Origin of the sequence: Paenibacillus sp. PvR133 (assembly GCF_017833155.1) — a bacterium.
Classification (GTDB): domain Bacteria; phylum Bacillota; class Bacilli; order Paenibacillales; family Paenibacillaceae; genus Paenibacillus; species Paenibacillus polymyxa_B.
Genome location: NZ_JAFIBS010000001.1, coordinates 1,576,404 through 1,599,452, shown reverse-complemented (window position 1 = coordinate 1,599,452; position 23,049 = coordinate 1,576,404). Strand labels below are relative to the sequence as shown.

Sequence of the window (23,049 nt, the reverse complement as noted above, 5' to 3'; positions counted from 1 at the left end):
GTACCCTATATGGGAACCCGCTAACTCGACCTGAAGCCGTTTATCCGTAATCAGGTGCAATCCGAATAACGGTTCCCATGATGCAAGATCAAAGAGAGGTTTCGAGGTTATGGTGAGACACTTATATTTAAATCGTAATATCGCCTGTATGATCGTGATCAGCCTTATTGCTAACATGAGTGGGAGTATGATCCTTCCACTCTTTGCTATTTATGTAGAGCAATTCGGGATATCTACACTCGGCATGAGTATTTTATTTTCTCTGTTTTATGTGGGAAGATTTCTTGGTGGAGGCATGGCAGGACGAATTTATGAAAAGATTGGCGCAAAACGCTTGGGGTTGAGCCTACTCATTGCCGAAATCGCTTGTATGCTCCTGTTTCCGATTGCAACAAGCTTCATCATTCTATCCATACTGAGACTCCTCCAAGGCTTGGTAGCTATAGGGCTAACCGTCTTTGTAAGAGTCACGATCAACCATATGAGCACCGCAGAGAATCGAGGCACACTCAATGGATATATCAGCAGCAGTGAAGGTGCCGGTATGATTTTAGGGCCTCTTATGAGTGGAGCTATTGTTTCTTATTTTTCTTTATCCATTCCGTTTTATTTCGTTGCTATTTTCTCATGTATATCCTTCGTTGCCGTTTCAAGAATGACTTTCCTCAGTTCTCCCTTAAAGCCACAAGAACAGCATTCGCCCCCTCTAAAACCCAAAGGAAAAACCATGTTAACGAAACCGTTACTTGTCTATTCTACCGTTCATTTTCTTGAAATGAGTGCATTCGCTATATTTTTAACGTACTTCTCTGTATATGCAACCTACAAGCTCCATTGGAGTCCCGCAGAAATTAGCTTAGCTTTTACAATTATAGGCATATCAACCTTCATATCAGCACCCTTTATTGGCAAAATATCTGATCTACTTAAGGATCGCTTGATGCTTTGTATCATCGGTCTATTGTTGATCATGGTGGAAATCATCTTATTTCTTTGGTACACAGAACCATGGATCGTATACTTAGCGATGTTCATCGGAGGTATAGGAGGAGCCAGCTATCTGGATTCCTTTTACTCGCAACTAGGGGATGTTATTCCTGAGGAAAATAGAAGCTCATTTATCGGCAACGTCGTATCTTTGTCCGAATTGGGGGCCATTGTGTCTCCGATCATCGCAGGTGCACTCATGGAACGGTTTAGCATCAACACTCCCTTTTACTACAATTTGATTTTGGTGTTGATCGCTATAGTTATCCAATATGTCATTCGATTCAAGTCGAAATCTATAAGAAAAAGGCCAATTGCATAAGCAAATGGCCTCCTTTTTCATCACAGCTCCAACTCAACTGCAACCCCAAAATGATCCGATACAACTGGTCCAGTTTTCCCGTTCAGTACAACGGTTGAGGATTGTACCTGTGCAGCCTTATTGGAGAAGATAAAGTCAATGCGGAGCGGCTCCGCATTACTTTCCCAGCCAGCAATAGCTTTAATCACCGTGTGGCCATCATCACGTACTGCTGCATTCGGATAGGTGTCCGACCAGCCGGATTGCAGTACATAGTCATATCCTTCTCCGCGCACTTCAGCCGCGTTGTTGAAATCACCCATCATAAACACAGGAGTCGGAGCAAAAGAATTTAGCACTTTGGTTGTACGATCCCATAGTCCACGGAAGGATTCTTCATCATTCCACCAGTTATAATGTCCACTTACAAACCAGGCCTGTACTCCGTCCACCACAGTTTGAATGCCGACAATTTTACGCGAGCGGTAGTTGTCATAATCCTGTAGCGAGGAAACATATTCGTTCACCGTAGCTGTAATCGGTGTTTTGGACAGAATCGCCAAACCCTCGTCGTATTTGGCAAAACCAACATGCGCGGGAGCCCACGTCCAATGATAGGCGTTGGACAATAGCCCGTTCAGCACATAAGCATAGTTATCACGCTTAATGACAACTTCAGGATCTGCGCTATAGTAAGCGCCCAAATCGTCCGGCGACAAAGGAGTCTCTTCCATGGACTGGTTCACTTCCTGCAAAGCAATGACATCAAACTGCTGTTCATCAATAAAAGCAGCCAGTTGCTTTAGCTTATCGTGCTGGTTTTCTTCCATCCAAGCATGTGCATTTAAGGTTAACAACTTCAAAGTAATCACCTGTTGAGTATGTCTTGTATATCTGATTTAAGCACATCAGCCTTCGGTCCGTAAACTGCCTGCACCCCATTATCTACTTTTATCAAGCCCAAGGCACCCAGCGCTTTCCACGTCTTTTCGTCCCCAACGGCATCTGTATCCTTCACCGTCACACGCAGACGGGTCATGCAAGCGTCCACCTCGACAATGTTCTGCTCACCCCCAAGCGTCTTGATGATATCCGTAGCCAGTTGATTTTGAGTGGAAACAGCTGCCACACCATCTGTCTTCGTATTCCCCACCTCGGAAGTGCCCTGAGGCTCCTCATCCGTATAGTTCCCCAGCCTTCCCGGCGTAGCCATTTTGAATTTACCGATCATAAAATAAGCGATAAAGTAGGTTGTTACCGCAAACACCACACAAGTCAGCACGAAGTTAATAATATCCTGCACCAAACCCGCATTTATAGACAACGGTAATCGGGTCAGCAGTTCAATCATACCAAACGAATGTAAACGCAAATGTATGATGTCGGCCATTCCGAACGCAATACCGGTAAGAATAGCATAAACCACATACAGCACAGGTGCTACGAACATAAACATGAATTCCAGTGGCTCCGTTACCCCTGTTAAAAAGACAGCTGCGGCTGCCGAAAAGATCATCGACTTGTACTTGCTGCGTTTATCTTTGTCTACACGGCGATACATAGCCACCGCTAGTCCCATAAGGATTCCTGCTCCACCGATCATTTGTCCTACCTTGAAGCGGGCAGGCGTCACGCCTTCTAACAAGCTATTGTAGGCTGTCGGATCGGTACCACGAAGCGCACTCAGGTCACTTGCCCAAGCCAGCCACAGCGGGTCTTGCCCGGCAACGACGCTTCCTGCCCCGGAACCCGTAAGTGTCGTGTAAACGCCACCAAGTTGAGTATAGTTAATAGGAACAGTCAGCATATGGTGAAGTCCAAAAGGAATCAGTAGTCTTTCCAGTGTACCATAGACAAATGGCGCTACAAAAGGAGCCGACTCTCCCGAAGTCGCCAACCAAATACCGAACTGATTAATCCCCCCCTGAACAAATGGCCAGATGGCAGACATGATCAAACTTACGATGACAGACCATAAAATCACAACAAAAGGAACAAAACGTTTACCGTTAAAAAAGGCTAAAGCGTCTGGCAGCTTGCGGTAATTGTAGTACTTGTTAAATACCACGGCCCCGACAAATCCGGAGATGATACCGACAAACACACCCATATTAAGTGCAGGCGCCCCTAAGATAGAGGTAAAATAGCCACTAACCGGAATGGATGCACCAAAAAGAGTGTGGGTGGTGGCACCCTCCTGGGTTAGCATTTTCGAGGACACACCCAAAATCGTTCCTGTTGAAATATTAATGAGAATAAAGGCAATTAAGGCAGCAAAAGCCCCGCCCGCTCGTTCCTTAGCCCAGGAACCACCAATCGCCACTGCAAATAGAATGTGTAAATTATTGATAATACCCCAACCCAAATTCTCCATGACCCCGCCGACAGTCAACCAGAAATGGATATCGCCAGCCAACATCGCCACTACTTTACCGAGCGAAATCATAATCCCTGCTGCCGGCATGACAGCAACAACCACTAGCAGTGCTTTCCCGAGCTTTTGCCAAAAATCAAATGATAGAAGTTTTTTCATGCTCCTTCAATCTCCATCCCTTATAGTATGTACAGCGTTGTTCGTACCCTATAAACATTATGCAATCGGTTGCACAATTATTATAATGATATCGCTTTCTATTGGCAATACCCTAATTGTAAATATCTTGGTTAATGATGATGTAAAAACTCGAAAAAGCCGCGAATTTGTTGATTTTCGAGCAATATCGTATGATAGAACATAATATTTCCTGCTTGAGATAGCAAAAGGAGACGAAGACGATGGCAGTAACCATCAAAGATGTCGCAAAACGTGCTAATGTTGCTACTTCCACCGTATCCCGTGTCATTCAAGACAGCCCCAAAATCAGCGAAGCCACCAAGGCACGTGTCCGTAAAGAAATGAAGGCGCTTGGCTATGAACCCAACTATTCAGCTCAGAGTCTAGCTAACCGTGTCACACAGTCGATTGGCATTATTATGCCTGAATCGGATGTGGCAATCTTTCAAAATCCCTTCTTTCCGGAAAGCCTTCGCGGGATCAGCGAATGGGTGAATGAGCACAACTATACACTGTCCATTGTCACAGGAAAAACGAGTGATGAATTGCTATCCCGCGTGAAGCTGATGAGCCGGACCGGACGTGTTGACGGCTATATTGTTCTGTACTCCAAGCAAAAAGATAGTATCGTGGAGTATCTTCATCAAGAAAAAATACCTTACACCGTAATCGGTAAGCCTCAGCAATTTGTCAGTGAAACTACCCATGTAGACAACGATAACTACCAGGCTGCTAAGGATGTGGTCACTTATTTGACTGGGCTGAATCATCAGCGCATTGCTTATGTTGGCGGTGATCATGAACAGATCGTGAATATTGAAAGACTCCGAGGCTACCAGGATGCGCTGCGAGAGGCGGGCTTGCCTCTACCCAAGGAATACGTGGTCAGGGAGCCATTTAATCTGGAGGACATGCGCACATTATTGCAGGCTACCCCGCCGCCTACCGCGATGATCGTTAGCGACGACCTTGTAGCCATGGCAGTACAGAAAATGCTCTCTCAGCTCGGCGTGTCCATGCCAGAGCAGTTATCCATGGTGAGCTTCAATAATCTAATGCTGGCTGAGCTGATGAATCCCCCTCTCACTTCCGTGGATATTGATATCTTCACTCTAGGTTATCAGGCAGCCAAAAGCCTGATTGAAAAAATCGAAGACCCCAAAGAGTTGACCAAACACATCATTGTTCCCCACCGAATTGTGGAACGCGAGTCCAGCCAGGTACTATGATTCTCTGAGGAATGAACAAGAACTGATTTTGTGGAAACCCATAAAATCAGTTTTTTTGCGTTGACAGGGCAAACGGTTGCACTATATACTGAACTCGCTCATATACTGGTTTCGTTAAAACAACGATCTCATTTTCCGAGAGGGGTACACAATCATGGTTTACAACCGATTATTTGACGTAGATAGCTGGAAGCTGACAACACACACTCTACATAGCACACACATGCGATTACAGGAAAGCATAACGTCCATAGGCAACGGTTATATGGGCATGCGCGGCAATTTTGAAGAAGCTTATTCAGGTGATCATCATCAGGGAACTTATATCTCCGGTGTATGGTTCCCCGACAAAACAAAGGTCGGCTGGTGGAAAAACGGCTATCCTGAATATTTTGGCAAGGTCATCAATGCCATGAACTTCATCGGCATCCGTCTGATCGTAAACCAAGAGGAAGTAGACTTATTTACGGCACACGTCAGCGATTTTGTGCAGGAGTTGGACATGAAACAGGGCATCCTGCGACGCACCTGCACCGTGAACGATCAGGTCCGTATCACTACGGAGCGTTTTCTGAGCCTCACCACTCGTGAGCTATGCCTGATTGATTACCAAGCTACGAATATAAGCGAGCAGCCTCTAACCATAGAGCTTGTCCCTTATTTGGACGGCAATACGAAGAATGAAGATACGAACTATGATGAGGTTTTTTGGTTGGAGGAGGCCCGAGAGGTTCAAGAACAATTCATCAGCCTGTCCACAACAACTATAGATAATCCCTTCGGTATTCCGCGCTTTACCGTAAACGCTACCATGGGTATTGTGACCGAGGGACAGGATCTGCAGACGACGGAAGAGAGCTTTTTGTATGCTGCACGCCACTATCAATACAGCGTCGCTCCGGGCGACAGTATCCAGCTGCAAAAAATTGTGGCGGTTACCACCTCACGGGATATGGAAAAGGATGCACTGATTCCACAAGCTGAACGCATCGCTGTGGAGGCTGTGAACAAAGGCTACACCTCCCTCAAGCAGGAGCATGTCGCAGCTTGGGCTCGACGTTGGGACAAAGCAGATGTAGAAATCGAGGGAGATACAGAGGCCCAGCAGGGAATACGCTTTAATATTTTTCAGCTGTTCTCTACGTACTACGGCGAAGATGCCCGTCTAAATATTGGTCCCAAGGGCTTTACAGGTGAAAAATATGGCGGTGCCACCTATTGGGACACAGAAGCATATGCCGTACCTATGTACCTGGCGCTTGCAGACCCGGATGTAACCCGAAATCTGCTGCTGTACCGTCACCAACAACTAGAGGGTGCCAAGCATAACGCAGCCCAGCAAGGGCTACGGGGTGCACTATACCCTATGGTCACTTTTACAGGTGTGGAGTGCCATAACGAATGGGAGATTACCTTCGAGGAGATTCACCGTAATGGAGCCATCGCGTATGCCATTTACAACTACACCAACTATACGGGCGACCTGAGCTATTTACGGGAATATGGAATAGATGTACTGGTCGAAATTAGCCGCTTCTGGGCCGACCGGGTTCACTTTTCCAAAAGCCAGCAGCAGTATATGATCCACGGGGTTACCGGGCCGAACGAATACGAAAATAACGTCAATAACAACTGGTATACCAACACGCTGGCTGCATGGGTTCTGAAATATACATTATCGGTCTTACCTCAAATTTCAGCAGAAAAATCGGAGCATCTAGCAGTTACGGCTGATGAGCTTGCACATTGGCAGGATATCATCACTCACATGTATTATCCCTATGATGAGGAGCGGGAAGTCTTCGTACAGCACGATACCTTTATGGATAAGGATTTGCAGCCTGTATCCTCCCTTGATCCCAGCAACCTTCCACTAAATCAGAAATGGTCATGGGATAAAATCCTTCGTTCCTGCTTCATTAAGCAGGCAGATGTGCTACAAGGGCTGTATTTCTTTGGAGACCAGTTCACGCTGGAAGAAAAAGCGCGCAATTTTGCATTTTACGAGCCAATGACTGTTCATGAATCCAGTCTGTCCCCGTCCATTCACGCCGTGCTGGCTGCCGAACTCAAAATGGAGGAAAAGGCAGTCGAGATGTATAAGCGGACGGCCCGTCTGGATCTGGATAACTACAATAACGATACCGAAGACGGACTTCATATCACTTCCATGACGGGAAGCTGGCTGGCGATTGTACAGGGATTTGCCGGGATGAGAACGTATCGTGAAACATTAAGCTTCTCCCCCTTCCTGCCACAGGGCTGGAACAAATATACGTTTAAAATCAACTATCGCGGTCGCTTGTTAAGTATTCTCGTACAGGAAAATGAAGTGATCATTACCCTGTTGGACGGAGAACCGCTGACGCTGGAGCTGTATGGAGAGCCAACGCACATTACCAGTGGGCAGTCGTTAATGACGAACAGTGTTTCATAAATCGGGCAGACAGGGGGAAACCAAATGAAAGCAGTCATTTTTGATCTGGACGGAGTCATTACAGATACCGCCGAATATCATTTTCAGGCATGGGGCAGCTTGGCGGCAGCGCTGAGCATCCCTTTTGATCGGGAATTTAATGAACAGTTAAAAGGAATCAGCCGTACGGAATCGCTCGACAAAATACTGGCGCGCGGTAACCTGTCCGATAAGTTTTCAGAAGAAGGCAAGCAAGAACTGGCCACACGGAAAAATACGGAGTATCAGCGGCTCATTTCAGCTGTAACGCCCTCGGACATTCTTCCAGGCATTAAAGCGCTACTGACAGAACTTCGTGAAGCCCGAATCGGCATCGCGCTGGCCTCTGCAAGCAAAAATGCAACGTTTATCCTGGAGCGACTGGAGCTAGCCTACTATTTTGACAGTGTGGTGGATGTTACCGCCATTCGGCATGGCAAGCCTGACCCGGAAATTTTCCTCACCGGAGCCGCAAATCTGGGCGTTCAGCCTGCCGACTGTATCGGTATAGAGGACGCACAGGCTGGCATACAGGCGATCAAGGGTGCCGGGATGTTTGCGGTCGGTGTAGGAACACCTTCGCAAATGCAAGGTGCGGATATCGTGGTAGCCACTACTGCCGAGCTTTCTCTGAGCATGTTGGAGTCACATTTTATCAGAGGATGAAAAAAGGAATTTCCTATAAAAGTGAGTCTGATTAGCTGGTGGACCCGTTCCACCAGCTTTTTTTATTTTTCTTGGATGCAGATCTTATTGAATTTAGAAGTTTTGCAAACCAAAACTCTAATAGCTATCAGTCTTTACTTCCATTGCCTTAGCATCAATAACAGCTCCAACTAGTTTAAGAAAATTAAAGCCCAGTATCCCATCGATCTGCATACCATAATCCATGCCTCCAATTTCCACCTGGAAATTTTCGAGTGTCGATTCTTCGAGTGTAATGGAATCTAGAGATTTAGTGTAGACATATTCTACGCCACCCACACCTCGTATAATATCAACATCATCATTCCCTTCTGGAACCATACCTATTTCTCATACTATATCTGCATTCAGAAGTGTGCTGGCAGAACCAGTATCTAGAAGCACTTTACTTAAAGTTAACTCTTCTCCCCTAAATATTACTTTTACCTTAACAAAGGGAGGCTCATATATTTCTGTAATGTTCATCTAGGCCCCCTGATTCCCACATAGCGTTCTTTTGCCGTAACCTTGGCACGAGAAGTGTGAAAAAAACAATACTCACGCTGAGGATCCACTCTGTGCAACTCATTATACCGCTTAAAAGCATCCGTCGAATCACCGAATGTATCAATTACGGTCATTTCTTCAATGAAACGCTGACCATCCTTTGAATAAGCTTTGGTTGCCTCAAGTACGACCCATTCATTGGGAAAACGTTCTTTAACTTCTTCCCATCGCATTTCAGACACCTCCATTAAAATATCCTGTATTTGAAGAAAGACAAAATGTTAATAAATCGACGTCATAAAAAGTTTTTCGACATTATTATACCATTTCCAGGTACTTTATATCGCAATCAAACTATTGTAAAGTAGCATCATTTTTTCATAATTGATTTAGCTTAAAAAGACCACAACTTCCGATCGGAAGTTGTGGCTAATGTTTATGCTTTATATAAAAACCGGGTATTTTTATAGTCGTGTTTCGTTATTCATGTATGTTTGTAAATCTTCTTTTAATTTCAATAATTTGTGATTATACTCATCAATCATGTACTGCATCTTTTTGAGTTCCTTAGCACTTTCAGGAGAATTTAATCTCTTTATAATATCGTTTGCGTTATCTATCTCATGCAGTTGCGCCTTTATTTTACTTTTTCCTCTGTACTTTATACTGTCCTTACTGACTTCAAGAAAAGCATCCGATAATTTCTTATTAGAGTTCATTAAAAAGTCACTTATTTGTTCATTACTCGCCTGGTGTATGAATAAATCACTCTTTAGATCAAGGATGCCTACAAGGCTTTTTTCAATTTTGGATAGCATTGTAGTTCTGATCATATCTATTGTTAAATGTTCAACAATTTCTGGTTTTAATCTGGATAGGCTATCCAGCCATTTTATCAGATAAGAAAGCCCTGAGATTGAGTATTTACCACTTTTGAGTTTATCTTCAATCTCAGAGTGCGGATAATAACTGAATATTTTCACACGAGGAGAGACAAAAGCACAGCTTCTATTCATCTTACGAGCAAGTTCATTAAACGAGCATTTGTCCCAATAAATCCACATTTCATAGGTGTGCTTAGCCCATTCATAGACAGTCCAGTCTGATTTTCCTCCTTGAACGGAACCAAGACGTTCTTGTTCTTCCTCTATGCTTGCAGGAGCCTCAACTAAATAAACCGGCAATTTTTTTTGTGCCAATTTTTTAGCCGCATACCACCGACGGTGACCCGATAAGATAATATATTCACTTCCTTTTTGATAACAAGTAATAGGGACTTCCCACCCCTTTTCTTTAATCACCCGTTGTATTTCTTCTGTCTTAATCGCATTATTGGTTCGTGGATTAAAAGGATTAGGGATAACATCTTTAATATCTGCCATTATTAGTCTTGATATATTTTCCAGGTTAATCTCCCCCCAGTAATTCTTGTCTCTTTACTGCGATATTTTCGATTAACTTGTCCAATTCAGTTATTAATTGTTGTGCCTCTTTTGAATCTTTCCACTCCAGATTCCCCAAAGACTCAATAGATTTATTTAGCATTTCATATACTTCTTTATAAGTGGCTTGATTCTCTTTCGACCGGTTCATGGTCATTTCAATCTCAGATTGAGCTAATGTCTTGGTTGGGTCCGATAAAAAAGAAAGTATCTCATCAGAAGTAGCATTAGTTACAAAACATCGGTCGTTGGTTATACGGCTGTTAAAGCATTTATTTTCGTATTTGGTAAGCATCATTTGTCTGATGAAGTCTTCCCCAATAGATTCAACAAATTGGGGTTGATACTGATCTAATCTTCTAATCCAAGTGAGGATATAATCAAGCATTGTGATTGAGTACATGCCATTTGATAATTTGTCCTCTATTTCAGCACGAGGATAGTATTTATAAACACGGATTTTAGTTTCTACATTTTTTTTGGTTATCCCTAATTTATTAGCTAATTGACTATAGGATATACCGCCTGCGTATACCCAGCGGTCATAGATATTTTTTGCGATTTCATAGGGAGTCCAATCAACTTGAACACTTTGTAAAGAACCTAAACGATCCTTTTCTTCGGCGGGACTTGATGGGGGATCTACGATAAATACCGGTATTTTTTTATGACCTAAGGCCTTCGCGGCATTCCATCTACGATGTCCAGCAAGCAAAATATAATATTGTCCTTTTTGATAGCAGGTTACAGGTTCCTCCCAACTCTTTGATGTTAGCACTTCTTGTAGTTGTTCTATATTTACCGAAAGATCTTTTCTCGGATTTTTGGGATTGGCCCATATAAGCTCAATTTCTATCCAATCAAAATTTTTCTTTTCATCAGTTTGTGTGATTGGTCCAGTCCCCTCCAAATTTGATATTTGCATAAGCAATTCCTCGCTTCTAGTTTTAATTTTTTGGTTATCAACCCCACATTTTGCGAGTATCTCATCAATTATCTCTATTAATTGAGAAGCAGGAATGCCGCAATGCTCGATAATATTTTCCCTGCTATAGCCTCTAATTAGCATTTGTGCAATCTTTTTTTCATTGATAGAAAACCCATCCAAGACTTCAATCTGAAATAAGTCATCCGAACTTTCCTCAGCAGTTACTATATCAATAAGAAGTTTGCTCTGATGGTTCTTTGGGGTTGTAGACGCAGGTTCATATAGATAAACCATATACCTCATGTTTAGAAAATACATTGCTTCTGTGACCATATTGGAGGTGCACCCTAGTACATATGATATATATTGAGGGGATTGATTAATAAGGTTCAACCTTTTAATCCTCAACATGATACTGTTTATTTTTTTACTTGGGCGTATAAAGTTAAAATGCTGCACGATAAAATCTATCATTCTGCCTCTTACAAATTTACGAGCGTAACTCCAAAAAAAGTCACTTCCTCTATTGAAATCATATCTTCTATGAGCTTCTATCAGCCCGACATATCCTTGTTGAATAAGATCATCTAACAACCATTTGTCATAATTCATTTTTGCGTTAATAATTTTCTTTGCTGTTCTGATTATGTTTATAGAGTAACTCTCCACTAATTTCTCAATTGTTATTTTTTCTTTTGACTGGGACTTAACCAAATGCCTCCCCCCAAAAAAGAACTATTTTTCACAAGTATATTCTAAAATTCTTTGGAAATCTGTCATTCGTCAAAGGTTCTAATTGTTTGATAATAAGGCGTTATTTTAGACAAATAATTGGATAATAAGACAAGTATCTTTTGCTCTTTCAGTGTTATACTCAGGCGCCTTTTTCGTTTGTCATTCCAAACACGTGTTTTGGAAACCAAATTTAGGGCTATACGGACACGTTCTCTGTGCTTTGCAACGTATATTCTGTTTTCACAAAATCAGGCACATAGCCGTTCAACGCTACAATCCCCTTCAATTGATTGCCGAGGGTAAGCGCAAGTAACATCGACAAAATCGCTCCCTGACTGAAGCCAAGGAAACATGTCAACCCGTATGAAAACTTTCCAACTGCTCCCTCCACTCAATTTATATTCGTGAACTGATATAATGGAAGAGTTAAGCTACTACCCGATCAACTATTCTCTCTTAGGAGACTAATGCATATGAAACCAACCTATCTTATAGATGATATACAGTGGCAACAGCTTATTCAAAATGTGGCTGACCATTTTAATGACGTGACGATCAAACGAGGTTTCCAGTATTTTAAGCAAGGAAAGGTAAAAGAGTTCGCAATGCCTGATGCCGATCATATTGCAGCTGTCGTGGATGGAAGCGAGCTATACGAGGTGGATCTCCACTTAAGCGCTTTTGCTGCCAGCAGATGTACGTGCCCTGTCCACACCAACTGCAAGCATATGATCGCCGTACTACTGAATTACGCGAATGAACAAGAACGTTCTGTACATGCTTTAGTGAACGCTCATTCGGCGGGATTCACTCGATTGGCGGCAAAAGCTGACACGGGTACTGTACCTCCTTCCCGGTCGAATCTTTCACCGGATCACAGGGAAGCAACAAGAAACGCTCTCAGTAAAACAGCAAGCAAGATACCAGACATGCCCATTTCAGAGTGGCATGATCTGTTCGATCAGTGTATCGCCCTTAACCGTGTGAACACACAAAATTCCCAATATGTCCAAAGCGCTTTAGCCTCGATCTATGCTGTGAAGCCACCGCTTTCACCCGGCATGCAACAGCTATACGGACTGCATGCTCATCTGCGTGTGCTGGAAAAGCTGGTGCCTCAGTCTCCCATGCCGGGCTATCCCTCTCATACCTATATGGGGTATTACACGCAAATCGCTGCCGATGAGCTTAAAGAAGCTATCGAGCGTGATTTTGAGAGTCCACTGGAGCTGACCGATGAACCGATGCAAGAAGCCCGTATGGCAGAAACCTTAGCCTATTTACGCCAAAAAATGCTGACAGAATCGCGTAACGGTACTTATTTTTCAGACGCGTATTATCAGTTATGGCTGCACTGGGTGCATCACGAAAGGCAGGACTCCAGCATATATACGGAGGAATTACAGCATTTACAGGCGGCTGAGGAGGAGCTCGGCACAACTTTAGCACGGCTTCCGTGGATGTTGGCTCGTAGCTGGATGCATATTTTCCAATCGCACGATAACGAAGCCTGGGTACTGCTTCAGGAGGCGGAACGAGCTTTTCCACTAAAAATCTCTTCCAGTCAATTGCTTTTGTTCTTACAGGCGTTGCGTAAAGCCGAGGATTGGGCACGTCTCAAGGACGGACTGCGACATATCGGCCCCCTGCTTCACAGTCATCGGGATGACCATTTACAAGATTATATACATGATTGGGATCTGGTTTTGCAGCACCTTCCAGAAGCGGAGCAGGACATGTGGGACACGCTAGTAGGTATGCTTCCATTTGCCGGGGGAATGTATGAAGAGGCGCTGCTTGCTCACGAAAAATGGCGGTCATGGATCGACTATCAGCTAAGCATACGCAGTGAGCCTTTGAGTTTTCGAGTGAGCGTGTTACAGCCCATTGAAAAGAACGCGCCTGAGTTACTACTCCCCTTTTACCATCAAGCGGTAGAACGTTATGTGTTGGAAAAAAACAGAACTAGCTATAAAGCAGCAGTCAAGCTGTTAAAGCGACTGTCCAAGCTGTACAAGAAAATGAAGCAAGAATCACGCTGGGAGCTGTTCTTTACGACCTTCACCAGCCGTCATAGCCGCCTGCGGGCGCTACAGGAGGAATTGCTGAAAGGGAAATTGTTATCATGAATCAATATACCGAAACGATTACCGTGCATATCCAATTAACTACCTATGGAGACGCGCTGATCTATGGCGATTCCTCCATGAACTATAGCATTTCCGGCCAAATTCTGAAGCAGCGTTTGTTTGCTTGGCATGAGGCTTCGTTTTATGGAACCGAGCTGGAGATTCAACATGTTCAAGACACGGATATTATCCTGCTGCCCTCGGAGCAGGTGATTCCTTTTCTGGCAGAGCGCGAGCTCCTGAAGCATATCGAATGGATCTGGGACGAGGCCAATGCCCCGTGGCTCCGGCTGATCCCTTTACTTGCTCACTGTATTGAGGCGAAAGCATATGTGCCCAGCTTCACAGCGTTCCAGGCGGGGAAGCTGCAATGGAAGTGGGATGCGGAAGCACTGGAAAACATCCAACCGGCAGAGCTTGCTTTGCTAGGCAGCTTGGAGAAGGGCGAGCAGGATGGGCTGATAGCGGCGTTCTCGGCTGCCGTATTTCAGCGCTGGTACGGCACCGAAGCGGAAGCCGCCGATTTGCGAAGAGAATATCCGATTCTCTTCGCCCCCAATCGCCCGGCGGCGGGTCTGGACGCGCGGGCCTGGCTCATCGCCATCGGCTGGAAAGCCGATACCGCGCCATTTCGGCCACTTCTGCAACTGCTAGAGCCAGAGCTGGAGGACGACGAGCCGTCCTGGCAGCTCAAGCTTGTGTTGCAGGACAAGCAAGACCCGGCGTTGCTGGTGTCTGTACAGCTCGCCGATGATGGGTACGCATCCGGCTCATGGCCCGATGCCTGGACAGCACATGTCCGTGAGCGCTCTGCCGGGTGGCTAGAACGTTTGACCTCGATTTTGCCCGCCGGGCAGCGTGCCGGAAGCCGCGATGACGTGCTGAATCGCCCGCTCTCCGACGAAGCGGCGTGGCAATTCCTGACAACCGACAGCCAGCGTCTGCTGGAAAGCGGTTGGCAGGTGCTGCTCCCGGCTTGGTGGGAGGCAGCTACCCGCAAGAAGCCAAAGCTGCGGGCCAAGGTACGCCCAGGCGAAGGGGCGGGAGAGCGCACGAAGGGTAGCTCGCTGTTCGGACTGGACTCGATTGTCCAGTTCGATTGGCGTGTTGCCATCGGTGATGCCGATCTCAGCGAGTCGGAATTCGCCGAGCTGGTCGCTCGCAACGAGCGCTTGGTGCGCTTCCGCGGGCAATGGATCGCGCTCGACCCCGCGTTGCTGGCGCAGATCCGCCGGGCCATGGCCGGGATCGACAGCGCTCAGGGATTGTCCTTTCAGGACATCCTGCAGCTACACCTGCTCGGCAACGCCGACGAGCCTGAAGGCGACGCCTCGGGCGAGCAGCCGGAGGATGCGGCACGCTTCCGACTGGAAGTCGAGCTGAATGCCCATCTGCTGAAGCTGATCAGCCAGCTCGGACGGCAGTCGGAATGGCCTGCATTGGACGTGCCGGACGGGCTGCAAGCCGAGCTGCGGACGTATCAGCGGGACGGGTATGCATGGCTTGCTTTTTTACGTCGCTTTGGACTGGGTGCCTGTCTGGCCGATGATATGGGACTCGGTAAAACAGTGCAGTTTATTACTTATTTACTGCACCTACAGGATATTGCCGCCGAGACGGGCGTCCGCTCCAGTTCGCTGCTGATTTGCCCGACTTCGGTGCTGGGCAACTGGCAGAAGGAACTCAGCCGCTTCGCCCCTTCATTGAAGGTGATGCTGCACTATGGAAGCAAGCGGGAGCAGGGAGACTTGTTCCGCGAAGAAGTCGAGCAGGCCGATGTCATCCTGACCTCCTTCGCTACGGCAACCCTGGATCAAGAGCTGCTACAAAGCATGACCTGGGATTCAGTCTGCCTGGATGAAGCGCAGAACATTAAAAATGCGCAAACCAAGCAATCCACAGCCGTGCGCAGCTTTCCTGCACGTCATCGGATTGCGTTGACCGGGACACCTATTGAAAATCGCTTGTCAGAGCTATGGTCCATTTATGATTTTATCAATCCGGGTTATCTGGGCAGCTCACGCGCCTTTAGCAATCGCTTCATTAATGCTATTGAGAAGGAACATAACGAGCAGCGCACGTTAGATTTGCAAAAGCTGGTTCAGCCCTTCATGCTGCGGCGCAAGAAGAAGGACCCTGCTATACAGCTTGATTTGCCTGACAAGAATGAGATGAAAACCTACATTCATCTGACCTCTGAGCAGGGCGCGCTCTATGACCAGATTGTCAAAGAGTTGATGGAACGGATGCAGAAGCTGGAAGGGATTGAGCGGAAAGGAGCCATTTTATCCGCCCTTACCCAGTTGAAGCAGCTTTGTGACCATCCTGCCCTCTTAACCAAGGAGGCGCTCCCAGATACCGTGGCTTCCGGTTATAGTCAGGCCGATCTTGAAGCGGTCATTAGCCGTTCATCCAAGCTGGAGCGCATTCTGGCTATGGTCAAGGAACTGCGGGAGGAGGGCGAGCGCTGCCTTATTTTTACGCAGTATATTGGTATGGGGCAGATGCTCCAGCGGGTACTCGCTCAGGAGCTGCAAGAGCCCGTGCTCTATCTGAACGGCAGCACATCCAAAACGGCGCGTGACCGAATGATTGATCAATTCCAATCTCACACGCTCCCCCCTGCCGAGCAGCCATCCGTGTTTATTTTGTCGCTCAAAGCCGGGGGGGTGGGTCTGAATCTGACGGCCGCCAACCACGTCTTTCACTTTGATCGCTGGTGGAATCCGGCTGTTGAAAATCAGGCCACAGACCGAGCCTATCGGATGGGACAAACGAAGGATGTACAGGTGCACAAATTTATCTCGCTAGGCACGCTGGAGGAACGCATTGATGAAATGCTGGAGAGCAAGCAGCAGCTTAGCGACCAAATCATAACCAGTACCGAGGGCTGGATTACTGAGTTGTCTACAGACGCGTTAAAAGACCTCTTTACGCTACGACGCGATTGGGCATAAGGAGGTCCAAAATCGAACTATAATGTACATGGAATGCCATTTTGAGTTCGATATATACCTATTTTTAAGAAGTCGTAGTTTATAACACAGTCCAAAACTCCTTTGTTTGCATTTACTATCTCATCACAACAAAGGAGTTGATTTGAAGTGGCCATTCGTCCTCCACAAACATTGAAATCTACGGGCAGAAAGGTTCCTGTTACGAGATATCGCAATGTGAGCCCAACACAAACCCTGCGCCGTTTTACAGTCATCTGGGCTAACACCAACGGTGTTCCTTTTAACACAACCGGATTTTTTGCTATACTCCGGCGTCTAGATGGAAGCTTTGTGCAAGCTGCAGGCTTCGATGGTTTTGGTACTGCCCGATTCAGCAGAGTCCGTACACCTACGAACCAGGCTTTTATTCTGCGTACCTTTAGAGACGATGGAACGCTATTCCGGGTTAGAACCGTACCTGCTGGCGTGTCCTCGTTTGTCGTTATTGGTTAAGTTCGTACCGAACGCAGCCTTAACGTAGGTAACCAAAAAAGCAGCCAGAAACAGAGCATATCTGTCCTGGCTGCTTTTTTATATGGCCTACCTATTCGGAATCTTCTTCCACTATTGCATTTTTCGTAACGGACGTATTGTACACCGTTTTGAGCCAGTTTTCACTCGACCAGTTCAGCTTGCCTGCACCCGCTCCATCCTTGGCCTGCAATTGAGCAACCAGGTTAGCAGGGTCTTCGGCAGTATAGCTGTATGGCAACGTTGTGAATCCATTCCACGAGAAGCTCTTGGCCTTCGCAGGATAAGGGGCTAATGGGCTATTCGCTTCTTCGCTGCCTCCTCTGAATACAGTACCGTTGTCGGAGAAGATGACGTCTTCAGCCTTGATTTTTCCTGTGTAGTCATCTTTTTTAGGATCTTTTTGATTATTACGCACTGGAGAAAACACATCAATTAAATAAGACTTTTCTAGCAACACCGCACCGTTTTCTGTTGAAATCGCACCGTTACCCACGACGTCAAAATGGTATCCTTTTGCGGCAATTGCTTTAGCCATGTCAGAAGTGATTCTTTTTTTGGCTCTGGCCAATCCAGCATCGTCCATAACGATGTTATATGCATGAGCATTACCAGCACGCAGACGAGGCATACGATCCTGAATATCCAGGTAGTAATTATGATGCAGCGTTACCTCCAGGTCTGCATTGTCGGAAGCCATTTCCGTAGCACCAATCAGATGAGCCTTCTTTTGTCCTGCTGCAATATCAATGATATCTTCTTTACTCATGCCTACTGCACTGCTTCTCAGATAAGCGTACATAGGATAGGAAGACTTGTCTGCTTCCATCGCGTTGACTTGTTGGGTTACCCAGCTGTTGGAGCTGCGGTCATCTCCTTTGAACAAAGACCAGGAAATCGTAACTCCGTTACTACCTTTTTTCACATCTACCAGACCATCATAGGCTTTGTTAAATGTGCAATGGTCGATCCATACCTTGGAACTTGTACCTTCGATGGTAACATAATCCCAGTCATTCTTATCATAGTTCCCTTTGGTTGCTTCATCCCACTCCCAAAGTTCATCAAATTCGAGGTTACGGAAAATCAAATTGGAGCTTCTTTTGATAACAAAGCCGGCATGTTTGATTTTCGCACCATTGGCAGAGAAAATCGTAACCCCATTCATATTTTCGATATAGACTTTGCTCACACCTGTCTTTTTCAGAACAGGATGCGTCTGTACAGGGTTGTTGGCACTAAAAGGCATTACTTTGGCAGCACTAGGAATTTCATTCCAACCGAGATCAAGATCATTCATAATCTCAATCACTTTGACTTTGCTGCCTTTCTTCAGTGCTTCGTTGAGATCTACAGCGTTGTAAACCTTTTTGTAGTTGGCATCTGTATCCGCAATATTGCCACCACCTGTATTACCATACGAAAAGCCAGTCAAATTATAGTTATTTTTAGAGGTTACATCAGGGTCCACTCCAGGAGTCGGTTGTTCTGTACCTGGTGTTGGGTTCACAGGCGGTGTTCCTGGATCTACCTCAGAAGAAGCACCGGATACAATCACATTATCGAATTGGGCAGCTGTTTTAGAAGTTACCAAACCAATGGCTCCAGCAGTGAGGCTGGTGTCTGTTGCGGACAGCTCCAGTTGATCATTGACATACATTTTGATTTCCGAACCGGATAGTTCCAGCTTGACTCTGTACCATGTATTCGTGTCCAGTTTGTATTTTTTATTGGTAGCCAGTGTCTTCATAGAGCCTTTGACTTTTTTTCGAATTTCAAGAGCTCCGTCTTTCTTGTTGTACAACGATGCTGCATAGAAGTTGTTGGAATCTGTGTATCTACCTGCAACGTAGACTCGATTAGAGCCATTAAAATCATTTACATATACATCTGCTTGCACGCTATAGTTCGTCCATGAGGCATTACCTTTGACGGAATGGCTTTCGCTTCGACTAGATTGTTGGTATGTAGAACCATTCCCATCCTTGACCACAGACCAGTTCCCCGAACCTACGGTCCAGCCTTGAGCTTCTCCTTGCTCAAAATCGTCACTTATCTGTAAATTTCCATCTGCATGTGCATGACCTAGCAACGGTAATGATAAAGACAGTACCAACGTACTGCTTAACATTACACTTGCACATTTTTTTAACAAACTCGACTTCATATAACAATCCCCTTCTTGATTAGATTCATGAATACTAAAGCAAAGGTTGCACCGTTCATCGGACATGACATGCCCCAACGGTATATAACGTACTGATGAAGGGAATAATATCCCAACACCAATGAGGGCCCCAAGCGCTATACTCCAATAATTATAGGCTTTTAAATAAATATTAAAATATGTCTAATTACTTATCTTTTGTCTTAATTTTTCTATTAATTTTGCATCCTGTTTCGTGAACACGTCAAATGATGTTTCATAAAATCACAAAAAACGATATTTTTTTATTTTTGAATAAGACATACAGCTGTCATATTGAGAATGGTACATATAAAGGAGTGAGTATCATCCATATCATTTAAAGGAGCGATTAGATGTCCAGCTACGACTACGCTTCCAAATTGGAGTTAAAAGAAGCCATTCATGCCTCCTACTTACGATTTGACGGTGAGTTCCAGGAGATCGACGAGAGCCAAAAGGATATTCGTATCCCCGAAGTAGATAAAACACCCGCAGAAATGATCGCCTACCAGCTCGGATGGCTTCATCTTGTCATGACATGGGACAGGGACGAACGGGAAGGAAAAACCGTCATCATGCCCGCTCCCAATTATAAATGGAATAGACTAGGCGAACTATATCAATCATTTTACAAGACCTATTCCCACCAATCTTTACGTGAATTACGCGATATGTTCAAGTTGACTGAGCAAAAGTGGCTGGATTGGATCGACACACTTAGCCATGAAGAGCTCTTTACTCAAGGCGTTCACAACTGGACGGGTACTAACCCGAACTGGCCCATGGCAAGATGGATTCACATCAACTCGGTGGCACCGTTTAAAACATTCAGAGCCAAGATACGGAAATGGAAGAAATACAAAGTCCAACAGTGATGAAAAAAAGTGTGCATTGTGCTACAATACTTGAGTTGTATCGGGATACATTTAGGGAAGGGTAAGTGAAACGCCATGCTTATTATTGGTATTGCCGGCGGTACAGGTTCCGGTAAATCGACGGTAGCACGCGCCGTCGTTGAGCGTCTGGGATCTAATAAAGTGACTTTCATATCTCAGGATAACTATTATAAAGACCATTCACATCTGAGTTATGATGAACGTGCTTTGGTCAATTATGATCATCCGTTTGCCTTTGACAACGAATTGCTTATTGAGCATCTCCAATGTCTGAAAAAAGGACAAGCGACACAAGCGCCAGTGTATGACTTTACGGTTCATGCACGCTCCACGGACGAGACGGTAGAGCTTCTGCCAAATCACATCGTTATGTTGGAGGGTCTGCATGTGCTGTCAGACGAAAAGCTCCGCAGCCTGCTTGACATCAAAGTATTTGTGGATACTGACCCTGATGTGCGCATTCTCCGTCGGGTTCTTCGCGATATTGAGGAACGCGGCCGCACCATCCATTCGATCCACGATCACTATTTGACTACGGTTAAGCCGATGCATGAGGCATTTATTGAGCCTTCCAAGAAATACGCTGACCTGATCCTTCCTGAGGGAGGACACAATGAGGTTGGTATTCAACTGCTGTCTATTTTGACTGAAAAATATTTGGCAGGAGATCGGACATGGGGTACTGTATAAGGTAATCCTGGTCGTTTAGGCTGTCGAGATTTTCTCGGCTGCCTTTTTTGTTGTTTTATATGCCATTTGGACTAAATTATTTTGGAATCCCCGTGTGGTTTATGTTAGCATGTAAAGATTAAATGCTTTAGATTTAAGCTAAGTTGGAAGCGTTGTCAAATATGTGCCTCAGATGATATGACGTCCACGTGATGGAGGTCTTTTTTGAATCAGGATTTTTGCAAAATCCTCGAATAGGTATAATTACGGAGAGTGCTGCCATGAATGAGCTATGCAACATTTTGATTGTCGATGATGAGATATTGGTACGGCAAGGGATTAAACACCATTTATCGTGGGAACAGTATGGATTTCGAATTGTAGGTGAGGCTTCTAACGGGAAAGAAGCATTGGAGCTGATTGAAACCTTGCGCCCTCATATTGTCATTACAGATATCGTAATGCCGATCATGGATGGCGAGGAGCTGACGCGCATAGTCAGACAGAACTATCCAGATATCGAAGTCATCGTGCTTAGCAGTTACGGTGAATTTAATTACGTGCGATCTACCTTTCAGCAAGGGGTTGCTGACTATATTTTAAAGCCCAAGCTGGACACGGATGAGTTGCTCCAAGTGCTCCAGAGAACCGCTCGCAAAATTCCATCCATTCAATATCAGGCAGATGCTAAGAATAGTAAAATTACGATAGATCATGTGATCGAAAAGCTGGTCTCCGGGTATAGCATGGACTATGACGCTGAGTTGCTGAAGCAAGCATTTCCTTATAGCCGTTTTGCGCTCATAGGCGTGGAACAGTCAGCACCGCAGAATAAAGGACGCTCTATCTCTGCCTCGGACCTATTTTCCAAGCTATCAGATCAAGTATCCTCTGCCTGTGAGCACATCGTACTGCGACAACTGCCGTCTGATGTCTATGCAGCTGTGATTTTAGCCAATCTTGATCCACGGGAAGTAGACGCCTGGATGGCTGCGGTTAGGGAAGTTGCTCAGGAGACAAAGCGGGTCGATCCACAGACAGGCTGGGCAGTTAGCCATTTATTTGATGACTTCAATCAGATTAGTGACGTCTATCAGGATGAACTGCCAAAACTGCTGAGTTACCGCTTTTATTTCCCAGGAACAGCGCTGCTAATAGAAGACGAACTCCCTCCGCCTATACAGGTGGACAGCTCGTTCAACTTAAAACAGTTTACAGAAGAGATGAAGCGTGAGCATTTTGATACAGCTTTTCAGGATTTGAGATCCTATGTAGCCGCCATGTCCGGCAACTATACCTCTACCGCTTTTGAATTCAAATCGCTTCTCGGAAATATCGTGTTTAACATTACGATTTTGCTCGGGAATCAGGGGTATGATATGAAGGAGCTGGATGCGGCGAAATATTCCTATTTCAAAACAATTAATGATGCCCCTCATGTACATGAAGCCGTGCGCCTTCTGGAGACTTTTTTGGAGGAAGCGAACAGACAGATCATGGCTAAAACGCAGCAAGGAAGTAGCGCAAGCATGAAAAAACTGCTGGAGTATATTGAGGAGCATCATGCTGAAACGCTCAATTTGACGACACTTGGGCAATATTTTCATTTTAACCCTTCCTACTTGTCCAGTTATTTTACAGCACACCATACAGAGGGTTTTAGCGAGTATCTAAACAAAATTCGGGTCGAAAAAGCCGCGGAGTTACTACGGTCGGGGACGATGTCCATTTCGGATATTAGCAGCACGGTAGGTTATTCGGACCCCAGCTATTTTACCAAAGTGTTTAAAAAAGTGAAGGGTTACTCGCCCAGTCAGTACCGCCGGGAGCATCTCTATTAGGGAGTAAGCCACATCTGCCAGCAGAAAAGAGATTGAA

Annotated in this window: 19 protein-coding genes and 1 pseudogene; 11 read left to right on the top strand and 9 right to left on the bottom strand. The window is 45.4% G+C overall.

Features of this window, described 5'->3' with window-relative positions:
* Window positions 1–109 precede the first annotated feature (109 nt).
* Entirely contained in the window at window positions 110–1,309 is a 1,200-nt protein-coding gene (locus JOE49_RS07085) for an MFS transporter (RefSeq protein ID WP_209940801.1), read from the top strand.
* Between the two features lie 20 nt (window positions 1,310–1,329).
* On the opposite strand, the gene JOE49_RS07080 is transcribed toward JOE49_RS07085, so the two are convergent.
* Both JOE49_RS07080 and JOE49_RS07075 read right to left on the bottom strand, forming a co-directional pair.
* Complete coding sequence (locus tag JOE49_RS07080; RefSeq protein WP_069080533.1) at window positions 1,330–2,151, bottom strand: endonuclease/exonuclease/phosphatase family protein; 822 nt, start codon at window positions 2,149–2,151, stop codon at window positions 1,330–1,332.
* Window positions 2,152–2,156: 5 nt separating this feature from the next.
* Window positions 2,157–3,821 carry a PTS transporter subunit IIBC gene (locus JOE49_RS07075; RefSeq protein ID WP_209940799.1) on the bottom strand — a complete coding sequence of 555 codons (1,665 nt, stop codon included), beginning with the start codon at window positions 3,819–3,821 and terminating at the stop codon, window positions 2,157–2,159.
* Window positions 3,822–4,063: 242 nt separating this feature from the next.
* Between JOE49_RS07075 and JOE49_RS07070 the strand changes: the two genes are divergently transcribed.
* The 3 genes from JOE49_RS07070 to pgmB all read left to right on the top strand — a co-directional run bounded on the left by JOE49_RS07070 (window position 4,064) and on the right by pgmB (window position 8,192).
* Window positions 4,064–5,071 (top strand): LacI family DNA-binding transcriptional regulator, encoded by a 1,008-nt coding sequence (locus JOE49_RS07070; protein WP_023986553.1) that lies wholly within the window; start codon window positions 4,064–4,066, stop codon window positions 5,069–5,071.
* 154 nt (window positions 5,072–5,225) lie between these two features.
* Entirely contained in the window at window positions 5,226–7,508 is a 2,283-nt protein-coding gene (locus tag JOE49_RS07065; protein WP_209940798.1) for a glycoside hydrolase family 65 protein, read from the top strand.
* A gap of 24 nt (window positions 7,509–7,532) precedes the next feature.
* Window positions 7,533–8,192: a beta-phosphoglucomutase gene (gene pgmB / locus JOE49_RS07060; RefSeq protein ID WP_068938354.1), complete on the top strand. Its 660-nt coding sequence runs from the start codon at window positions 7,533–7,535 to the stop codon at window positions 8,190–8,192.
* A gap of 117 nt (window positions 8,193–8,309) precedes the next feature.
* Here pgmB and JOE49_RS07055 read toward each other — a convergent pair whose 3' ends face one another.
* The 6 genes and pseudogenes from JOE49_RS07055 to JOE49_RS07035 form a co-directional block, all read right to left on the bottom strand.
* Window positions 8,310–8,552, bottom strand: a complete 243-nt coding sequence (locus JOE49_RS07055) for a pepsin/retropepsin-like aspartic protease family protein (protein WP_245248348.1) — start codon at window positions 8,550–8,552, stop codon at window positions 8,310–8,312.
* A gap of 9 nt (window positions 8,553–8,561) precedes the next feature.
* Window positions 8,562–8,696: a hypothetical protein gene (locus JOE49_RS26645; protein WP_280922028.1), complete on the bottom strand. Its 135-nt coding sequence runs from the start codon at window positions 8,694–8,696 to the stop codon at window positions 8,562–8,564.
* The gene (locus JOE49_RS07050) at window positions 8,693–8,950 is read right to left on the bottom strand and encodes a hypothetical protein (RefSeq protein WP_209940797.1); all 258 of its coding nucleotides are present in this window, start codon (window positions 8,948–8,950) and stop codon (window positions 8,693–8,695) included. Before JOE49_RS07050 ends, JOE49_RS26645 begins: the two co-directional genes overlap by 4 nt.
* A gap of 231 nt (window positions 8,951–9,181) precedes the next feature.
* Window positions 9,182–10,099 (bottom strand): ParB/RepB/Spo0J family partition protein, encoded by a 918-nt coding sequence (locus JOE49_RS07045; RefSeq protein ID WP_209940796.1) that lies wholly within the window; start codon window positions 10,097–10,099, stop codon window positions 9,182–9,184.
* A gap of 25 nt (window positions 10,100–10,124) precedes the next feature.
* Window positions 10,125–11,801, bottom strand: coding sequence for a sigma-70 family RNA polymerase sigma factor (locus tag JOE49_RS07040; RefSeq protein WP_209940795.1), 1,677 nt, complete (start codon window positions 11,799–11,801; stop codon window positions 10,125–10,127).
* A gap of 220 nt (window positions 11,802–12,021) precedes the next feature.
* A pseudogene (locus JOE49_RS07035) lies at window positions 12,022–12,168 on the bottom strand (alpha/beta hydrolase); the annotation flags it as partial.
* A gap of 127 nt (window positions 12,169–12,295) precedes the next feature.
* On the opposite strand from JOE49_RS07035, the gene JOE49_RS07030 reads away from it, so the two are divergent.
* The 4 genes from JOE49_RS07030 to JOE49_RS07020 all read left to right on the top strand — a co-directional run bounded on the left by JOE49_RS07030 (window position 12,296) and on the right by JOE49_RS07020 (window position 17,400).
* Window positions 12,296–13,951, top strand: a complete 1,656-nt coding sequence (locus tag JOE49_RS07030; protein ID WP_209940794.1) for an SWIM zinc finger family protein — start codon at window positions 12,296–12,298, stop codon at window positions 13,949–13,951.
* A 370-nt stretch (window positions 13,952–14,321) separates the two neighbouring features.
* On the top strand, window positions 14,322–14,705 hold the full coding sequence (locus JOE49_RS26775) for a hypothetical protein (protein ID WP_348635847.1): 384 nt from the start codon (window positions 14,322–14,324) through the stop codon (window positions 14,703–14,705).
* Between the two features lie 124 nt (window positions 14,706–14,829).
* Window positions 14,830–16,908, top strand: coding sequence for a DEAD/DEAH box helicase (locus tag JOE49_RS07025; RefSeq protein ID WP_226887850.1), 2,079 nt, complete (start codon window positions 14,830–14,832; stop codon window positions 16,906–16,908).
* A 147-nt stretch (window positions 16,909–17,055) separates the two neighbouring features.
* Window positions 17,056–17,400 carry a hypothetical protein gene (locus tag JOE49_RS07020; RefSeq protein WP_023986544.1) on the top strand — a complete coding sequence of 115 codons (345 nt, stop codon included), beginning with the start codon at window positions 17,056–17,058 and terminating at the stop codon, window positions 17,398–17,400.
* A 91-nt stretch (window positions 17,401–17,491) separates the two neighbouring features.
* On the opposite strand, the gene JOE49_RS07015 is transcribed toward JOE49_RS07020, so the two are convergent.
* Window positions 17,492–19,585, bottom strand: coding sequence for a pectate lyase family protein (locus tag JOE49_RS07015; RefSeq protein ID WP_209940792.1), 2,094 nt, complete (start codon window positions 19,583–19,585; stop codon window positions 17,492–17,494).
* A gap of 374 nt (window positions 19,586–19,959) precedes the next feature.
* Here JOE49_RS07015 and JOE49_RS07010 point away from each other — a divergent pair, with 374 nt between their 5' ends.
* The 3 genes from JOE49_RS07010 to JOE49_RS07000 all read left to right on the top strand — a co-directional run bounded on the left by JOE49_RS07010 (window position 19,960) and on the right by JOE49_RS07000 (window position 23,012).
* A complete protein-coding gene (locus JOE49_RS07010) occupies window positions 19,960–20,481 on the top strand; it encodes a ClbS/DfsB family four-helix bundle protein (RefSeq protein WP_103744750.1) in 522 nt (173 codons plus the stop codon).
* Window positions 20,482–20,556: 75 nt separating this feature from the next.
* Window positions 20,557–21,192, top strand: a complete 636-nt coding sequence (gene udk / locus JOE49_RS07005; RefSeq protein WP_013308305.1) for a uridine kinase — start codon at window positions 20,557–20,559, stop codon at window positions 21,190–21,192.
* A gap of 260 nt (window positions 21,193–21,452) precedes the next feature.
* Window positions 21,453–23,012 (top strand): response regulator transcription factor, encoded by a 1,560-nt coding sequence (locus JOE49_RS07000; protein ID WP_209940791.1) that lies wholly within the window; start codon window positions 21,453–21,455, stop codon window positions 23,010–23,012.
* Window positions 23,013–23,049: the final 37 nt, after the last annotated feature.

Coding starts and splice junctions, on each gene's coding strand:
- pgmB (WP_068938354.1), top strand. CDS start 7,533: ATGAAAGCAGTCATTTTTGATCTGGACGGAGTCATTACAGATACCGCC.
- JOE49_RS07070 (WP_023986553.1), top strand. CDS start 4,064: ATGGCAGTAACCATCAAAGATGTCGCAAAACGTGCTAATGTTGCTACT.
- JOE49_RS07050 (WP_209940797.1), bottom strand. CDS start 8,950: ATGCGATGGGAAGAAGTTAAAGAACGTTTTCCCAATGAATGGGTCGTA.
- JOE49_RS07000 (WP_209940791.1), top strand. CDS start 21,453: ATGAATGAGCTATGCAACATTTTGATTGTCGATGATGAGATATTGGTA.
- udk (WP_013308305.1), top strand. CDS start 20,557: ATGCTTATTATTGGTATTGCCGGCGGTACAGGTTCCGGTAAATCGACG.
- JOE49_RS07045 (WP_209940796.1), bottom strand. CDS start 10,099: ATGGCAGATATTAAAGATGTTATCCCTAATCCTTTTAATCCACGAACC.
- JOE49_RS07030 (WP_209940794.1), top strand. CDS start 12,296: ATGAAACCAACCTATCTTATAGATGATATACAGTGGCAACAGCTTATT.
- JOE49_RS07055 (WP_245248348.1), bottom strand. CDS start 8,552: ATGGTTCCAGAAGGGAATGATGATGTTGATATTATACGAGGTGTGGGT.
- JOE49_RS07065 (WP_209940798.1), top strand. CDS start 5,226: ATGGTTTACAACCGATTATTTGACGTAGATAGCTGGAAGCTGACAACA.
- JOE49_RS26645 (WP_280922028.1), bottom strand. CDS start 8,696: ATGAACATTACAGAAATATATGAGCCTCCCTTTGTTAAGGTAAAAGTA.
- JOE49_RS07075 (WP_209940799.1), bottom strand. CDS start 3,821: ATGAAAAAACTTCTATCATTTGATTTTTGGCAAAAGCTCGGGAAAGCA.
- JOE49_RS26775 (WP_348635847.1), top strand. CDS start 14,322: ATGGAAGTGGGATGCGGAAGCACTGGAAAACATCCAACCGGCAGAGCT.
- JOE49_RS07085 (WP_209940801.1), top strand. CDS start 110: ATGGTGAGACACTTATATTTAAATCGTAATATCGCCTGTATGATCGTG.
- JOE49_RS07010 (WP_103744750.1), top strand. CDS start 19,960: ATGTCCAGCTACGACTACGCTTCCAAATTGGAGTTAAAAGAAGCCATT.
- JOE49_RS07015 (WP_209940792.1), bottom strand. CDS start 19,585: ATGAAGTCGAGTTTGTTAAAAAAATGTGCAAGTGTAATGTTAAGCAGT.